At 36.7% G+C, this 16489-nt stretch carries 15 protein-coding genes and 1 tRNA gene; 13 read left to right on the top strand and 3 right to left on the bottom strand.

The window, feature by feature from the left end; genetic code table 11:
- Positions 1-63 precede the first annotated feature (63 nt).
- The 9 genes from queD to hydG all read left to right on the top strand — a co-directional run bounded on the left by queD (position 64) and on the right by hydG (position 6502).
- Positions 64-483 (top strand): 6-carboxytetrahydropterin synthase QueD, encoded by a 420-nt coding sequence (gene queD, locus DWZ63_RS07335; protein ID WP_055941097.1) that lies wholly within the window; start codon positions 64-66, stop codon positions 481-483.
- A 74-nt stretch (positions 484-557) separates the two neighbouring features.
- A complete protein-coding gene (gene queE / locus DWZ63_RS07330; protein ID WP_055941099.1) occupies positions 558-1220 on the top strand; it encodes a putative 7-carboxy-7-deazaguanine synthase QueE in 663 nt (220 codons plus the stop codon).
- 11 nt (positions 1221-1231) lie between these two features.
- Positions 1232-1801, top strand: coding sequence for a GTP cyclohydrolase I FolE (folE, locus tag DWZ63_RS07325; RefSeq protein ID WP_022013073.1), 570 nt, complete (start codon positions 1232-1234; stop codon positions 1799-1801).
- 201 nt (positions 1802-2002) lie between these two features.
- The gene (gene queC / locus DWZ63_RS07320; protein ID WP_055941101.1) at positions 2003-2686 is read left to right on the top strand and encodes a 7-cyano-7-deazaguanine synthase QueC; all 684 of its coding nucleotides are present in this window, start codon (positions 2003-2005) and stop codon (positions 2684-2686) included.
- A 17-nt stretch (positions 2687-2703) separates the two neighbouring features.
- Complete coding sequence (gene queF, locus DWZ63_RS07315) at positions 2704-3189, top strand: preQ(1) synthase (protein WP_022013075.1); 486 nt, start codon at positions 2704-2706, stop codon at positions 3187-3189.
- Between the two features lie 125 nt (positions 3190-3314).
- Positions 3315-3388: transfer RNA gene (locus DWZ63_RS07310), tRNA-Pro, on the top strand.
- Positions 3389-3820: 432 nt separating this feature from the next.
- Entirely contained in the window at positions 3821-4315 is a 495-nt protein-coding gene (locus tag DWZ63_RS07305) for a GNAT family N-acetyltransferase (RefSeq protein WP_055941102.1), read from the top strand.
- Between the two features lie 508 nt (positions 4316-4823).
- On the top strand, positions 4824-5069 hold the full coding sequence (locus tag DWZ63_RS07300) for a TM1266 family iron-only hydrogenase system putative regulator (RefSeq protein ID WP_022013503.1): 246 nt from the start codon (positions 4824-4826) through the stop codon (positions 5067-5069).
- A gap of 14 nt (positions 5070-5083) precedes the next feature.
- Positions 5084-6502, top strand: coding sequence for a [FeFe] hydrogenase H-cluster radical SAM maturase HydG (hydG, locus tag DWZ63_RS07295; RefSeq protein WP_055941104.1), 1419 nt, complete (start codon positions 5084-5086; stop codon positions 6500-6502).
- Positions 6503-6775: 273 nt separating this feature from the next.
- Here hydG and DWZ63_RS07290 read toward each other — a convergent pair whose 3' ends face one another.
- The gene (locus DWZ63_RS07290) at positions 6776-7561 is read right to left on the bottom strand and encodes a PocR ligand-binding domain-containing protein (protein ID WP_055941107.1); all 786 of its coding nucleotides are present in this window, start codon (positions 7559-7561) and stop codon (positions 6776-6778) included.
- A 540-nt stretch (positions 7562-8101) separates the two neighbouring features.
- Between DWZ63_RS07290 and DWZ63_RS07285 the strand changes: the two genes are divergently transcribed.
- The 4 genes from DWZ63_RS07285 (at position 8102) to DWZ63_RS07270 (ending at position 12385) form a co-directional block, all read left to right on the top strand.
- Positions 8102-9421: an L-aspartate oxidase gene (locus tag DWZ63_RS07285; RefSeq protein ID WP_055942943.1), complete on the top strand. Its 1320-nt coding sequence runs from the start codon at positions 8102-8104 to the stop codon at positions 9419-9421.
- Positions 9414-10268 (top strand): carboxylating nicotinate-nucleotide diphosphorylase, encoded by an 855-nt coding sequence (nadC, locus tag DWZ63_RS07280; RefSeq protein WP_055941108.1) that lies wholly within the window; start codon positions 9414-9416, stop codon positions 10266-10268. The genes DWZ63_RS07285 and nadC overlap by 8 nt, the downstream gene beginning before the upstream one ends.
- Positions 10269-10427: 159 nt before the next feature.
- Positions 10428-10748, top strand: coding sequence for an Ig-like domain-containing protein (locus DWZ63_RS07275; RefSeq protein WP_055941110.1), 321 nt, complete (start codon positions 10428-10430; stop codon positions 10746-10748).
- Positions 10749-11131: 383 nt separating this feature from the next.
- On the top strand, positions 11132-12385 hold the full coding sequence (locus DWZ63_RS07270) for an ATP-binding protein (protein ID WP_118499282.1): 1254 nt from the start codon (positions 11132-11134) through the stop codon (positions 12383-12385).
- A gap of 324 nt (positions 12386-12709) precedes the next feature.
- Here the strand turns inward: DWZ63_RS07270 and xylB are convergent, their stop codons facing one another.
- Complete coding sequence (gene xylB, locus DWZ63_RS07265; RefSeq protein ID WP_172794132.1) at positions 12710-14239, bottom strand: xylulokinase; 1530 nt, start codon at positions 14237-14239, stop codon at positions 12710-12712.
- 262 nt (positions 14240-14501) lie between these two features.
- Complete coding sequence (locus DWZ63_RS07260; protein ID WP_055941115.1) at positions 14502-15992, bottom strand: L-fucose/L-arabinose isomerase family protein; 1491 nt, start codon at positions 15990-15992, stop codon at positions 14502-14504.
- Between the last annotated feature and the right edge of the window lie 497 nt (positions 15993-16489).

Here is a 16489-nt window from a genome sequence, read left to right as displayed (position 1 = left end):
ACAGACAGTTTTATGTCTGTCTTTTTTCATAATAAAAAATATTATTTTGCGAGAGGAGAAAAAATGTATTATCTTACAGTAGAAAACAGTTTTGACTCAGCACATTTTTTACACGGCTACGATGGCAAATGTTCAAATCTGCACGGACACCGCTGGAGAGTAGTCGTAGATGTTGCCTGTGAGGAACTTATTGCCGAGGGGCAGCAGAGAGGAATGTGCGTTGATTTTGGTGATTTAAAGAAAGATGTAAAAGAAATTACAGATTTTTATGACCACGCATTTATTGTTGAGGAGGGAACTCTTAAGGAAAAAACAGTTGAAGCACTTAACGAAGAAAATTTCAGAATGATTTTTGTAAAATTTCGTCCGACAGCCGAAAACTTTTCAAAGTTCTTTTTTGAGGAAGTAAAAAAGAAAGGTTACAATGTAAGTAAAGTGTGCGTGTATGAGACACCAAATAATTGTGCCGCATATTCGGAATAAATTCAAAGGTTTACCGTTCATATCGCAGATGTGAACAGTAAAAACAGATAAGCATGGAAACAGGAGGACAAGCGATGAGTTTTAAAGTCGTTGAGATTTTTGAGAGTATAAACGGTGAGGGCATGAGAGCTGGTGAACTCGCAGTATTTGTGCGTATGAAAGGCTGCAATCTCTCATGCAATTATTGTGATACGATGTGGGCAAATAAGCCTGATTGTGAATTTGCGGAGATGACAGCAGAGCAGATTGTTGACAGAGTAAAAAAATCAGGCATAAAAAATGTGACATTGACAGGCGGCGAGCCGCTTTTACAGAAAGATGCGGACAAACTGCTTGAAGCATTTTCAAGTGAAAAGGATATAAGAGTTGAGATTGAGACAAATGGAAGTATTGATTTAAAGCCGTTTCTTAAATTTGAAAATGTAAGTTTTACAATGGATTATAAACTTCCTGAGAGTGACATGGAAAAATATATGAATACAGATAATTTCAAAATTCTCAGAAAGAAGGATACTTTAAAATTTGTTGCATCTTCTGTAAATGATTTAAAGAAAGCAAAAGAAATTATTGAGAAATATGAACTGATAGGAAAAGTAAATATAATATTCAGTCCGGTTTTCGGAAAGATAGAATTGACGGACATAGTTGATTTTCTGAAAGACAATAAACTTAATGATGTGCGTATGCAGCTTCAGATGCATAAGTTTATATGGGACCCGGAAGAGAGGGGAGTATGAAAGGAGGAAACATGATAGACACGGATGCGATTAAGGAGCATATCAGGGGGATTCTTGTGGCTCTCGGTGATGACCCTGACAGAGAGGGGTTAAAGGAAACGCCTGACAGAGTGGCAAGAATGTATGAGGAAGTCTTTGAGGGCATGAATTATACAAATCATGAGATTGCCAAGATGTTTAATAAAACATTTAATGAAGATGCGGGTACGGCAAAGGGCAGTGATGATATGGTTATAGTGAGAGATATAGATATATTCAGTTATTGCGAACATCATCTTGCACTTATGTATGATATGAAAGTGACGGTTGCATATCTTCCTAAAGGAAAAGTTATCGGTCTTAGCAAGATTGCAAGGATTGCTGATATGGTCGGAAAGAGATTGCAGCTTCAGGAGAGAATAGGTTCAGATATAGCTGAGATTTTAAAAGAAATCTTAGATACTGAGGATGTAGCAGTTATAATAGAGGGAACACATAGCTGTATGACTGCAAGAGGAATAAAGAAAAATCAGGCAACAACAAAGACTTATAATCTTAGCGGCAGATTTAAAGATGATGTGTGTCTTAATATGAGATTATAGTCTGAAAAAACCATATGCGCAAGTTTTTTCAAATTTGAAAATTGCAAAGGATATACACGCCAGTTTTTCAATTACTTAGTGTATATATAGTGTTATTTTGTAACAAAATGCTCAGAAAAGAGAATGTCAGAAAAATTATATATGTAAAAATTATATATGTAAGTTTTTAGATGCAAAATTTATTACAACAGGAGGATTTCAATGAAAGCATTAGTTTTATTTAGCGGTGGTGTTGATTCAACAACCTGTCTCGGAATGGCAATCGACAAATATGGCAAGGATAATGTTATTGCATTGTCTATATTGTATGGACAGAAACATACAAAGGAGATTGAGGCATCAAACAAGATTGTGGAATATTACGGAGTTGAGCATATATCACTCGACCTTGAAAAGATATTTGAGTATAGTGACTGCTCACTTTTATCACATTCAGATGTGGACATACCAAAAGAGTCGTATGCAAAACAGCTTGAAAAGACGGACGGAAAGCCGGTGTCAACATATGTGCCTTTTAGAAACGGACTATTTTTGTCAACGGCGGCAAGCATCGCATTATCAAAGGATTGCGGAGTTATTTATTATGGTGCTCATGCTGATGATGCAGCAGGCAACGCATATCCTGACTGCTCAGAAAGTTTTAATAATGCCATAAATGATGCTATTTATATAGGAAGCGGAAACCAGCTTAGAGTTGAAGCTCCCTTTGTAAAGCTGACAAAAGCGGAAGTTGTAAAGATAGGACTCGAACTTAAAGTGCCATACAAATATACATGGAGCTGCTATGAGGGCGGAGACAAGCCTTGCGGAGTATGCGGAACCTGTATAGACAGGGCAGAAGCTTTCAGGCTTAACGGAGTGAAAGACCCGGCATTGGAAAATTAAAAAATGGAGGATTGGAAATGAGTACAAGAGAACAGGAAGAAAGTATAACACTTTTGGGAAATCAGGGAACTAAATATCCGGATGATTATGCTCCGGAGGTTCTAGAGTCGTTTGAAAACAAGCATCCGGGAAATGATTATTATGTTAAATTTAACTGCTCGGAGTTTACCAGTCTTTGTCCGATTACGGGACAGCCTGATTTCGCAAAGATTAAGATTGCATATATACCTGACAAGAGAATGGTTGAGAGCAAATCGCTTAAGCTTTATCTTTTCAGTTTTAGAAATCACGGGGATTTCCATGAGGATTGTATGAATATCATTATGAAAGATTTAATAAAACTTATGCAGCCAAAATATATCGAAGTGATGGGTGAATTTACACCGCGTGGAGGAATTGCGATAGACCCATATTGTAACTATGGAATGCCTGGTACAAAATGGGAGAAGCTTGCAGAGGACAGATTGTTTAATCATGATATGAACGCAGGCAGCAGAATTTAATAAATAAAAGGCTGAACTGTTACATCAAGGGAATGTCCGCTTGAAAAAAAGTACTTCACAAACAGCAAAAAGAGTGGTATAATATCTATTGTTGTTTGTGAGGTAAGATTGATAAACAGTTATGACGGTGTGTGGCTCAGCTTGGTAGAGCGTTGCGTTCGGGACGCAAAGGTCGCAGGTTCAAATCCTGTCACACCGACTATTGACCGGGTGAAAGTAAGTTAAAAGCCGTGGTGAGAAATATTTTCTAAATAAAAGTTAAAATATACTTGTTTTTGGAAAGAGCAGATAAAAATAGATATAGTTTATAATATGTCCCTTATATTTCAAAGTTGAGATATGAGGGTATTTTTATTATTGTTAATTTACAGACTTGTAAATAAAAAGATTAGATAATTGCGAAACTAACTATATGTTGTGTCAATTGCACAGATATAACAAATAATATCGTCGGCACGCTTTCGCTATGTTGTCGTTCGTAGCAGTACATAAATCAGCAAAAAACGCTGATTAAGTGCTGACGACGACAAAAATGCCGACTAACACTATTTGTTATATCTGCGCAATTTAATCAAGATTTATGATAGTTTCGCAATTACCTAATAAAAAGATAAAAGACAGGAGAGAAAAATTGACTGAAAATGTAAAATTATATCAGGCAGCAGAAAGTGATATAGAAGAAATAACAGGTCTTTATGAGCAGGCAAAAGGCTCAAAGTTCTGCACATGGGATGAGCATTATCCAAATACGGAGATAGCACGGGGAGACTTAGAAAGAGATGCATTGTTCTGCATGAAAACAGAAACGGGAGAAATAGTCGGAGCTATATCAATAGACGATGACAAAGAAGTAGAAAATCTAAAATGCTGGAGTAAAACATTAAAACCGTCAGTAGAAATAGCCAGACTTGTAGTAAAAACAGAGTGGCAGAATAAAAAGATAGCACCGAAGATGTTAAAAGAACTCCTGAAAATAATAGCGGACAGAGGGATAAAAGGTGCTCATTACCTCGTAGACAAAAATCACAAAAAAGCACTTGCCGCCTACAAAAGTCTAAACTTTATAAAAGTCGGAGAAAGCACGCTCTATGATGGAAACTGGTGGTGTTATGAGAGAGAAATATAAATAACATATTATAAAATACAATATTATTAATAAAAATTGATATATTTACAATAGTCAGCCAAGAATATGTTTATAATTCTGATTGAAGGGCGTTAGAAATGCATCGGTATTTAGCGGTCGTATTGTGACCGCTTATGTACCGTTATGCAGTTCTCCGAGCGAAAGCGTCCCTGAACATAAAATTATAAACATATTCTTGGCGTCAGTTGTCAGTATAAAAACCTATTGATAAATTTTTATCATGGTGTTATACTGTTCAAGGCTCTGAAACGAAAGGTTAGTCCTGACGCAAAGGCATGAAAAATAAATTATAGATTGTAAAGTAAAAGTGGCATATACATCACTGTTTGGACTTATTGTGGTATTACCGGTATATTTAAGATTGAAAATATTTATCGAAAATAATTGTCGAATGGTTATATCATGCTGAATTTACTGTGTTTATAAATAAAAAGTCATGTCTTACCGGGATATGGCTTTTTTAAATTTAGAAAGAGTGGTATTATTTATGGAAACCAGGATAGCGATACTTGGAATAATCGTTGAAAATATGGACAGTGTTTCTGAGGTAAACGAACTTTTACATGAGTACAATAAGTATATTATCGGGAGGATGGGAATGCCTTACCGTGAAAAAAATGTGTCGGTGATAAGTATTGTCATGGATGCACCAAACAATGTGATAAGTGCGGTTTCAGGAAAACTCGGAATGTTAGACGGTGTCAGTGCCAAAGCGGTTTATTCCAAAAAATAAAAGGAGAAAAAAACATGAGTTACAATCCAAAATCAATGCACGCAGAGGAATTTATAGACGATGCGGAAATATTAGAATGTATAGACTATGCAAAGAAAAACAAGAGCAATAGGGAAGTTGTAGATGCGATTCTTGAAAAGGCAAAACTCGCAAAGGGAATTTCCCACAAAGAGGCTGCAGTCCTTATGGAGTGTGATATACCTGAGTGCAATGAGCAGATGAAACAGATAGCCATTGATATTAAAGAAAAGTTTTATGGCAGAAGAATAGTTATGTTTGCACCGCTTTATCTCTCAAACTATTGTGTAAACGGATGTGTATATTGTCCTTATCATGCTAAAAATAAGCATATTGCGAGAAAGAAACTTACACAGGAAGAAATAAGAAAAGAAGTTATAGCATTGCAGGATATGGGACATAAGCGTCTTGCACTTGAAGCAGGAGAAGATCCGGTCAACAATCCTCTGGAATATATCCTTGAAAGTATCAAGACAATTTACAGTATCAAGCATAAGAATGGTGCAATCCGCCGTGTAAATGTAAATATTGCGGCCACAACGGTTGAGGATTACGCAAAACTTAAAGAAGCAGGAATAGGAACATATATATTATTCCAGGAAACTTACAATAAAAAGGCTTATGAAGAACTTCATCCTACAGGTCCAAAACACAATTACGCATATCATACGGAAGCAATGGATAGAGCAATGGAGGGTGGAATTGATGATGTAGGTCTTGGAGTATTGTTTGGTCTTGAGACATATCTCTATGAACTTGTCGGAATAATCATGCACGCAGAGCATCTCGAAGCTGTTCATGGTGTAGGACCGCATACAATAAGCGTCCCAAGAATATGTCCTGCAGATGATATTGATACGGCAGATTTTTCAAATGCTGTTCCTGATGATATATTTGAAAAGATAGTTTCCGTTATAAGAATTGCAGTTCCTTATACGGGAATGATAGTATCTACAAGAGAGTCACAGAAAACAAGAGAAAAAGTTTTACACCTCGGTATTTCACAGATAAGCGGTGGTTCACGCACAAGCGTAGGCGGATATGTTGAACCTGTCAGAGATGAGACAACATCGCAGTTTGATGTAAGCGATACCCGTTCACTTGACGAGGTAGTAAACTGGCTTATCGGACTTGGTTATATTCCAAGTTTCTGTACGGCTTGTTATAGGGCAGGAAGAACAGGAGACAGATTTATGTCTCTGTTAAAGAGCGGTCAGATAGTAAACTGTTGTCAGCCAAATGCACTTATGACACTCAAGGAATATCTTGAAGATTATGCTTCAGAAGATACAAAGAAAAAGGGTGAGGCACTTATTGCCGAGGAGATACTCAAAGTTCCAAACGAAAATGTAAGAAATAAAGCTATGGAATATCTCAAAGAATTACATGATGGTAAGAGAGATTTCAGATTTTAAAACTATCAGGCATTTTTCTATAATATGATTTGAAAGCAATTAGTGTTATTGGCGGGTTGTGAAGCAAATTGACAATATTCGTCTGGCTTATATCAGAATTTGAGAGCATATTATTTTGATAAATCAGAAATGCAGATATTCGGGGAAAAACGGATAAATGAAAATAAGAGGTGTGGCAGATGCCATACCTCTTATTTTACAAGGAAACACATGAAAAATAAAAAACAAAAAAACAAATTATGTCAAACTCCAAAGGAGTTAAAAGCAATATAATTATTCTTCTTCAAATAATGAAGCAAGTTTTTCTATAGTTGAAGTAATTTCAACAACAGATTTTTCAATGTCACTATATATAGTTGCGGATTGAGAAGAAAGATCTCCCATACTCTTTGCAACTACTGCAAAACCAACACCGGCTTCACCGCTTCTCGCAGCTTCAATAGATGCGTTGAGCGAGAGCATCTTTTGCTTATTGGCAATAGAGTTAAGCGAACGTGTATTAGTATTAATCTTCTGAATAACATCAGTTGCGTGTTTAATCTCTTCGCTGAGTGTACTCAGTTTACCACCGTTTGTATTCTTGAAATATTCAAGATTTACAACATGGTTTACAATCTGTTTTAAAAGTTCACAAGAAGAGTGAATCTGTTCTTCAGTTCTGATAGGAACCTTGCGAAGAGCCGTGATATATGAATCAGGATTTATGCCAAGTTCTACAGCTTTTTTTCTGAATTCTTCTTCATCAGGAGGAGAAGGAAGAACCTGTCCTCCTATAACAGAACCTACTTTCTCATCACCGACCATAATATCTATAGAGAAATCCATAAGACCTGAATGGCAGAAATATGTACCATGATTTTCATTGTCGCATTTAATGCAGCGTTTATTGCCAAGTTCAGAGCCTCTTGTGTATTTCATACAAAAATCGGTGAAATTGCTCCCCTCCGTAATATATTCACCATCATTATCAACCGCAATAGCTGCAAGACCGGTAGCATTTGAAAAGCTGTCTTGAATGTCCTGCAATTTTTGTAAGTCCATAAAATCTCTTATGTTCATAAAGCCTCCAATCTTTATTTAGCATATTAGTTAAATAAACATATCTATAAATTTTTTCATAATAGTATTTATAAACTGTATTTTAAAATCATCCAAAAGAAAATGAACAAAAATAACATTAAAAAACAAAAATATAAATAAATTTATACATATTATATAACAAAATGAATAAAAAATCAATTATAAATATGTCATTTATGAGCAAATAGTAACAGTCCGGCATTTCATTTCTGATATGAGGGCAAAGCCCTCGCGAGCACGCTCAGATGGAACAAATTTATTTGTTCCATCCTCATTTTGCTTTCGCGTAAATAAACAAAAGCTGCATTGCGGCGACTGACAGCTTGCCGGCAGGTTTATAAATGTAAAAAATGAGAGACTGAACTGTTATCAAAAAATAGCAGTTTTTATGCTGTAAACTTGCTTAAAACAGGCTTGTATGCTATACTCGATACAATGTAAAGAAAATTTTCATTTATATAAGGAAAGGATGGCAGCGTATGCTGTTATAGACATTATAAAAAGATGTCAGGTGATAAAATGGTAAAAGAGACAGATGTTGTCGTAGTAGGAACGGGAGCAGCAGGATTGTTTTGTGCACTTCATTTTCCGGAGGATACAAATGTGCTGGTTATTACAAAGGATGAGGCAGATAAGAGCGACTCATTTCTTGCACAGGGCGGTATGTGTATGCTCAGGGATGATGGTGATTTTGACGGATTTTTTGAAGATACTATGAAAGCAGGTCATTATGAGAATAACAAGGCTTCTGTTGAGGTCATGATACGTTCATCGCAAAAGATTGCAAAGGAACTTATCGGTTATGGTGTTGAATTTGAACATGACGGTGATAAGCTTGCATTTACAAGAGAGGGTGGACATAGAAGACCGAGGATACTTTACCATAAAGATGTGACGGGAAAAGAGATAACAAGCACTCTTTTAGACAATGCATTAAAAAGAAAAAATATTACGATAAAAGAACATATAAAGATGATGGATATTATATGTGATGAAAAGACAAATGAATGTTATGGTCTTATAGTGAAAAATGCGGATGGTGATATTGATGTTATCAAAGCAAAATATACGGTATTTGCCTGTGGTGGTCTTGGCGGTCTTTACAAACATTCGACGAATTTTAGGCATATAACAGGTGACGCACTCGCAATAGCACTTAAACATGGTATTGAGATGGAGCATATAGATTATATACAGATTCATCCGACTACATTATATTCTGAAAAACCGGGAAGAAGATTTCTTATATCAGAGTCGGTCAGAGGAGAGGGTGCAATACTTCTTGACAAAAATAAAAAGCGTTTCTGCGATGAGTTAAGACCGAGAGATATTGTTACGGCTGATATACACAGACAGATGGAAAAGGACGGTACACCATTTGTATGGCTTTCTATGGAGAGGATTCCTGAGGAGACTATTAGAAGTCATTTTCCAAATATCATGAAGCAGTGCCTTGAGGAGGGATATGACCCTACAAAAGAATGTATTCCGGTAGTGCCGGCACAGCATTACTTTATGGGTGGTATAAAAGTTAATCTTTCAAGCATGACAAGTATGGAAAGGCTTTATGCCGTCGGTGAGACATCGTGCAATGGTGTTCACGGAAAAAACAGACTTGCAAGTAACTCACTTCTAGAGTCAATGGTATTTGCAGAGAGAGCAGCAGATGAGATTCAGGAAAAGATGAAAGCAGCAGATGAAAGCAGGTTTGCAAAAAAAGCAGACAGCAATATTTCAGATATAGATATGAGCCTATATGATGACGACGAAAAGATAACCGCTGAATATAAAGAACTTGTTTTAAACGAGATAGATAAGGAGAAAAGCAGACATGAATGATCCTATTACATTAAAGTTAAATGCAGATAAATATATTATGATGGCACTTGAGGAAGACATTACGAGTGAAGATATTTCTACAAATTCGGTAATGCCTGAGTACCAGAAAGGTGAAGTGCAGCTTATATGCAAACAGGACGGTATAATTGCCGGACTTGGAGTATTTAAGAGAGTATTTGAACTTCTTGACGATACGGTAGAGTTTGAGATGAATGTAAAAGATGGCGATGAAGTTAAAAAAGGTCAGCTTATGGCTGTTGTAACCGGTGACATAAGAGCACTTCTTTCAGGAGAGAGAACGGCACTCAATTATCTTCAGAGAATGAGTGGTATCGCAACATACACAAACAGCATTGTAAAACTTCTTGCAGGAAGTAAGACAACGCTTCTCGACACGAGAAAGACAACACCTAATATGAGAATTTTTGAGAAATATGCCGTAAAAGTCGGAGGTGCTACAAACCACAGATACAATCTTTCAGATGCGGTTATGTTAAAAGATAATCATATCGGGGCAGCAGGCGGCATCACAGAAGCAGTTAAGAGAGCAAGAGCATATGTTTCGTTTGTAAACAAGATTGAAGTTGAGGTTGAAAATATTGATATGGCAAGAGAAGCTGCCGAGGCGGGAGCAGACATTATCATGCTTGACAATATGACACCTGAGCAGATGAAAGAAGCGATAAAAGTAATAGACGGCAGAGCACTTACAGAGTGTTCAGGAAATGTCACAAAGGAAAACATAAAGAATATAATCGATGTTGGAGTTGATTATGTATCAAGTGGAGCACTCACACATTCAGCTCCTATCATGGATATATCACTTAAAAATCTTCATGCGATATAATATGCAACAAGCTGGTACACTAATAGTATTATGAGCAAGCAGCAGAGCAGATTGTAAATATCATCACTCCATGCTTGATGATTTTATTGTTCACAAATTTGATGTATGAGAACAAGTTCTTTTGCCTTGTAAATTTGATGAAATTTTTCAACTAAATATATGAAAAAAGCAGGGCAGAATAAAGTTTTCTGCCCTGTTATTATAAGAAAACCATCAAAGATAACACCTGATGATAAAAGCATGACCATAAAGAAAGGTAAAAAGAGAAAGATAAGTTATGGACTTCCGCAGGGAAGTACAAGTTCAAAAATAACTTTCAGTTCAAGCAACAAAAAGATAGCAACTGTGTCATCAGCAGGAGTAGTAAAAGCAAAGAAGAAAGGAAAATGCAAATACCCCTCTAATTTAAAAAAGAAAAAATATCATAACGACATATTTTGTCGAAGTTCTGTGATACAATATAGTCAAATAAAAAAATAATTACAAGGGTGATAAAAGTTGTATAAGACAGATAAAAATACTCGAATTTTTAAAATTATATTATAATCTTATTACGGGAAGAACGGTAAGCAAAAATTCATTTTGTGTTGAGAACGGGATTACCGTAAAAAAGTTGCGGGCAAAATTGGAAGTGGAGTAAAGTCGATTGCAAGCAGAATTGGAAGATTATTTAGATAGGTATAGTGTGTATAGACAGCGCAAATCAATAAATTGGTTATGCGTTGTCTTTTTTGTGATTTACAACAGCATAAAAATGTGCCAATACACACAAAATAGTAATAGCTATTGATTAAATAAACACTGAATGATATAATATTATTACTAAAAAATGTGTCAATACACAAAAATAAGGAGCAAAGCTTATGGAGATTAAAAGAGATGCTTACCTTGAACAGTTAAAGATAAGAAAAGATAATGGGATGATAAAGATTGTCACAGGAATCAGGAGATGCGGAAAATCATTCCTGTTATTTGTATTGTTTAAGAAATATTTATTGGAGAGTGGTGTGGATAATGACCATATTATTGAGATTGCTTTAGATGGCATTGAAAATGAGGAGTTGAGAGATCCAAAGAAGTGTTACCGGCATATTAAAGATGCAATGAAAGATGAACGGAAGTATTATCTGCTTTTGGACGAAGTACAGTTTATGTCACGATTTGAGGAGGTGCTGAACAGCCTACTTCGTATCAGTAACATTGATGTGTATGTAACCGGAAGTAATTCTAAGTTTTTATCAAGTGATATTGTAACTGAATTTAGAGGCAGAGGAGATGAGATAAGAATATATCCGTTGTCCTTCGCAGAGTTCTATGCGGCTTTTGATGGGGATTATGATGATGCTTGGGAGGAATATATGATATATGGTGGTTTACCACAGGTGGTACAGTTCTCTGTAGAACGCCAAAAGGCTGAGTATCTAAAAAACATTTTCACAAATGTTTATATTAAGGATGTTGTAGAACGAAACAAGATTCAAAATATTGATGAGATTGATACATTAGTAGATATTCTTGCTTCTGCGATAGGAGCTCCTACTAATCCAACTAAAATATCAAATACTTTTAAAAGTGAATGTGGTATCAATTACAGCAATAAGACAATATCTAACCATATAGATTATTTTGTGGAGGCATTTTTGATTTCTAAAGCTGACAGATATGATATTAAAGGCAGAAAATATGTGGGAGCACATCTGAAATACTATTTTACAGATGTTGGACTTAGAAATGCCAGATTGAATTTTAGACAACAGGAACCTACTCATATCATGGAAAATATTGTTTATAATGAGCTGCTTATCAGAGGCTATAATGTGGATGTTGGTATTGTAGAGGTATATGCAAAAAATTATGAAGGAAAAACAATCCGAAAGCAGTTTGAAGTTGATTTTGTAGTCAATCAGGGTAGTCAGAGGTATTATATTCAGGTGGCTTATGACATGACTTCTGAGGAAAAGCAGACGCAGGAATTTAATTCATTTAGAAATATTCCGGATTCGTTTAAAAAGATTGTGATAGTGAATGGAACGAAAAAACCTTGGAGAAATGAGGAAGGCTTTGTAATAATGGGAATGAAGTATTTTCTGCTTAATGCGGATAGTTTGGAGTTTTAATTTGAAAGAGGGGATAGTCTAAAAAATATAATTTTTCAGACATAAAAAATGTTTACAGAAATGAGGATTAATATAAGAGTAAATAGTTATAGAATGATATAAATATTATATGTATGCAAATGTAATTATAAAATCGTAAATTACTTCAAAACCAGCAAGAAATGATATGGAATTTTTAGCGATGGGCGTTGAACATCTGTCAGTACTTAATGAGCGTATTATGCTCATTTAGGTACTGCTACTGATGTTCTCCGAGGCGAGAGCCGTCCCAGAGTCTAAAATCTCATATCATTTCTTGCGTCAAATCAGCCAAGTCAAGCAATCCTACAGCTTCGCTATCTCCTTATACTGCTCCTTAAGGCATCCGTAAAGATTTTTATAAATCTCATGGAACTTATCATACTTAGCCTTATTCTCAAGATTTGTCTTACATTCCTTAGCAGGGTCTTTATGTATCATCTTACGGCAGGCATTTTCAACGCTGTCATAGATGCCTGCACCGACACCGGCGAGAATGGCAACACCGAGAGCAGGTCCCTCTGTAGCAGTAACAGTATTAACATCGCATCCGAACATATCAGCCATCATCTGACGCTGGACACCGTTTTTAGCTCCGCCACCGCAAGCCATCATATCATTAACTTCGACACCCATCTCAGAGAGAATATCCTTGCAGTCAGTAAGAGAGTAGCTGATTCCCTCCATTACCGCACGGACAATATCTGCTTTTGTGTGCATACTTGAAAGTCCGAAAAGAACTCCACGGCAGTCCGGGTCAAGATGTGGTGTACGCTCACCGTTTAAGTAAGGTAGATAGATAAGGCGGTTTGCACCGATAGGTGTCTTTTCAACATCAGCGTTGATAAGGTCATAGACACCACAGCCTTTTTCTTTAGCTTCATCTTTATATCCGACACCCATATTATCAAGATACCATGCAAGTGAATATCCGGCAGCCTGCGTAACTCCCATAACATGCCATGCACCAGGAACGGCACAACAGAATGTATGAACTCTGCCCTTAGGGTCGATTGAAATCTTGCTGCTGTGAGCAAAAACGACACCGCTTGTTCCGATAGTAGTAAATGCCTTGCCATCTTCTACAACACCTGTACCAACTGCTGCCGCAGCATTATCCCCGGCACCGCCGACTACAACTGTTGATGTTGAAAGTCCTGTCTTTTCAGCAATTTCAGGTAAAATAGTACCTGTAACCTCAGGTGACTCATAAACCTTTGCGAGAAGACTCTTGTCGATATCAAGTTTTTCGAGGACTTCGTCAGACCACTGTCTCTTTGGAACATCGAGAAGCTGCATACCTGAAGCATCAGATACCTCAGTAGCAAATTCGCCTGTAAGAATATATCTTACATAATCTTTAGGAAGTAAGATATGCTTACACTTTGCATAATTTTCAGGCTCGTTATTTCTTACCCAGAGGATTTTTGAAGCAGTAAATCCTGTAAGTGCAGGGTTTGCAGTAATCTCGATAAGTCTTTCTGCACCGATTTTTTCTGTAATCTCCTCACACTCTTTTTCTGTACGCTGGTCACACCAGATGATTGAAGGGCGGATAACCTCTCCGTTTTCATCAAGCATTACAAGTCCGTGCATCTGACCTGAGATACCAAGTCCCTTTATATCGTCAGCATTTACACCTGACTCTTTAACTACTTTTGCGATAGTTTCAAGGGCAGCGTCGCGCCAGTCCTCAGGTTTCTGCTCTGCCCATCCGTTGTTTGGAGTATAGAGTGGATAATCTTTTCCGGCAGAAGCGATAACATTTCCATCCTCATCAAAAAGAACAGTCTTAGTTGATGAAGTTCCTAAATCGATACCAATTAAATAATTCATTATAACCTCATTTCTGAGCAAAAAGTCACGAAAACAGATTTCGCTATAAGCTCATTTCATAACATAAATTAAATCATTAACCTGCTGCTCATATCAGGTACAATAAAAATCAAATTATTTCATCGTACCAAAGTGGAAACAGCAACATTAAGTCAACAGTGACTTGCAGTCAGAAATTAAAACAAAAGGCGATGGCAATATGCCATCGCCCTCAATTAATTAAAGTCAATTGACTGCAATAAAGTTTAAAGCTTTCAAAAGATTAAGCAAATGGATTCTCTGTCTTGTAGAGCATTCCCTTTGGCTGGTTGAAGCCGATTTCGTCAACATCTACACCGATGTATTTGAATACTTCGTATAATGTCTTTCCGTAATGACCGAATGCAACAGCTCCATGATGAGGATAGTTGCCCTCGATAAGTACATGACGGTAGAAACGTCCCATCTCAGGAATAGCAAAGATACCGATTGCACCGAATGAACGTGTTGCAACAGGAAGAACTTCACCCTGAGCGATATATCCGCGGAGTTTAGCATCTGCTGTGCTCTGAAGACGGAAGAATGTAATATCTCCAGGAATGATGTCTCCTTCGAGAGTTCCGTTTGTTACTTCGATAGGAAGTGAACGAGCCATAATCTTCTGATACTTCATCTCACAGAATGAAAGCTTGTCTGAAGCTGTGTTTCCACAATGGAATCCCATAAATGTATCTTTCTGTGTGTAATCAAATTTGCCCTTGATATCAGCGTCATAAATATCAGCAGGTACAGTATTGTTGATGTCAAGAAGAGTAGTTGCATCTTCACTTGCAACAGTTCCGATGAACTCGCTGAGTGCTCCGTAAATATCAACCTCACATGAAACAGGGATGCCTCTCTTAGTGAGACGGCTGTTTACATAACAAGGTACGAATCCAAACTGTGTCTGGAATGCAGGCCAGCATTTTCCGGCGATAGTAACATATTTTCTGTAACCCTTGTGGTCTTCGATCCAGTCAAGGAGAGTAAGCTCATACTGAGCAAGTTTCTCAAGGATTTCAGGTTTCTTGTTTCCGGCACCAAGTTCTGCTTCCATATCCTTAACAACATCAGGAATACGCTTATCACCTGCATGGTTGTTGAATGCTTCAAAAAGGTCAAGCTCTGAGTTTTCCTCGATTTCGATGTCAAGGTTGTAAAGCTGTTTGATAGGAGCATTACAAGCAAGGAAGTTCTGTGGACGAGGACCAAAGCTGATAATCTTTAAGTTGCTTAATGCATAAATAGTACGTGCGATAGGTACAAATTCATGAATCATATCTGCACATTCCTCAGCAGTTCCGACAGGATACTCTGGGATATAAGCCTTAACATTACGAAGTTTAAGGTTGTAGCTTGCATTGAGCATACCACAGTAAGCATCACCACGGTTGTCGATAAGACCTCCGTTAAGTCCGTCTTCCTCAGAAGCAGCAACGAACATCTTAGGTCCGTCAAAGTGCTTAGCAAGAAGTGTCTCAGAAATTTCAGGACCGAAGTTTCCAAGGTAAACAACAAGTGCGTTACATCCGGCTTTCTTGATGTCCTCAAGAGCCTGTACCATATGTATTTCGCTTTCTACGATACATACCGGACATTCGTAAATATCCTCAGCATCATATTTGTCTGTGTAAGCCTTTACAAGGTTCTGTCTTCTTGTTACTGAGAGTGACTCTGGGAAACAGTCTCTGCTGACAGCAACGATACCTATTTTCATTTTTGGTAAATTAGTCATTTTAAAATACATCCTTTCCTTATATAAAAAATTTACAGTAAAATTGACGTGCATTTTGCTGTATTTGTTTTCAAAATATATTCTATTACATTTTAGGATATTTTGCAATGAAAAAGAGTAGTAAAATATCAATAAATTGTTTAAAGTGACAATAAAAATCTATTTTTATAAAAGATTTATTGTGATAATTACAATAAAAATCAGAGAATTAGTACCATAAATATTAGATTTTATGTCTGCTCACTTGCTAACAGGACAAAAATAAGGTATAACAAATACAATATAAATATTAGAAAATAGTGAAAAAAGAAATACAAATAAAATGCAAATTATGGTTGATTGCGAAATTTTACTATATGTTGTGTTAATTACAGATGATGCTAGTGTACTGACCTGTTGATATTTTGCCAAATAACTTGTATAAATTTCCATCTGCTTCGTTGTCATCAATCGCCGTAGCCCGCTACAGCTCATTCTTCCGTCTTGCAGATTGAAAA

Source organism: Clostridium sp. AF34-13, from assembly GCF_003477845.1.
Lineage (GTDB): Bacteria > Bacillota > Clostridia > Lachnospirales > Lachnospiraceae > Butyribacter > Butyribacter intestini.
Note: the sequence above shows the minus strand (reverse complement) of the source record. Positions and strands in the feature narration are given on the sequence as shown.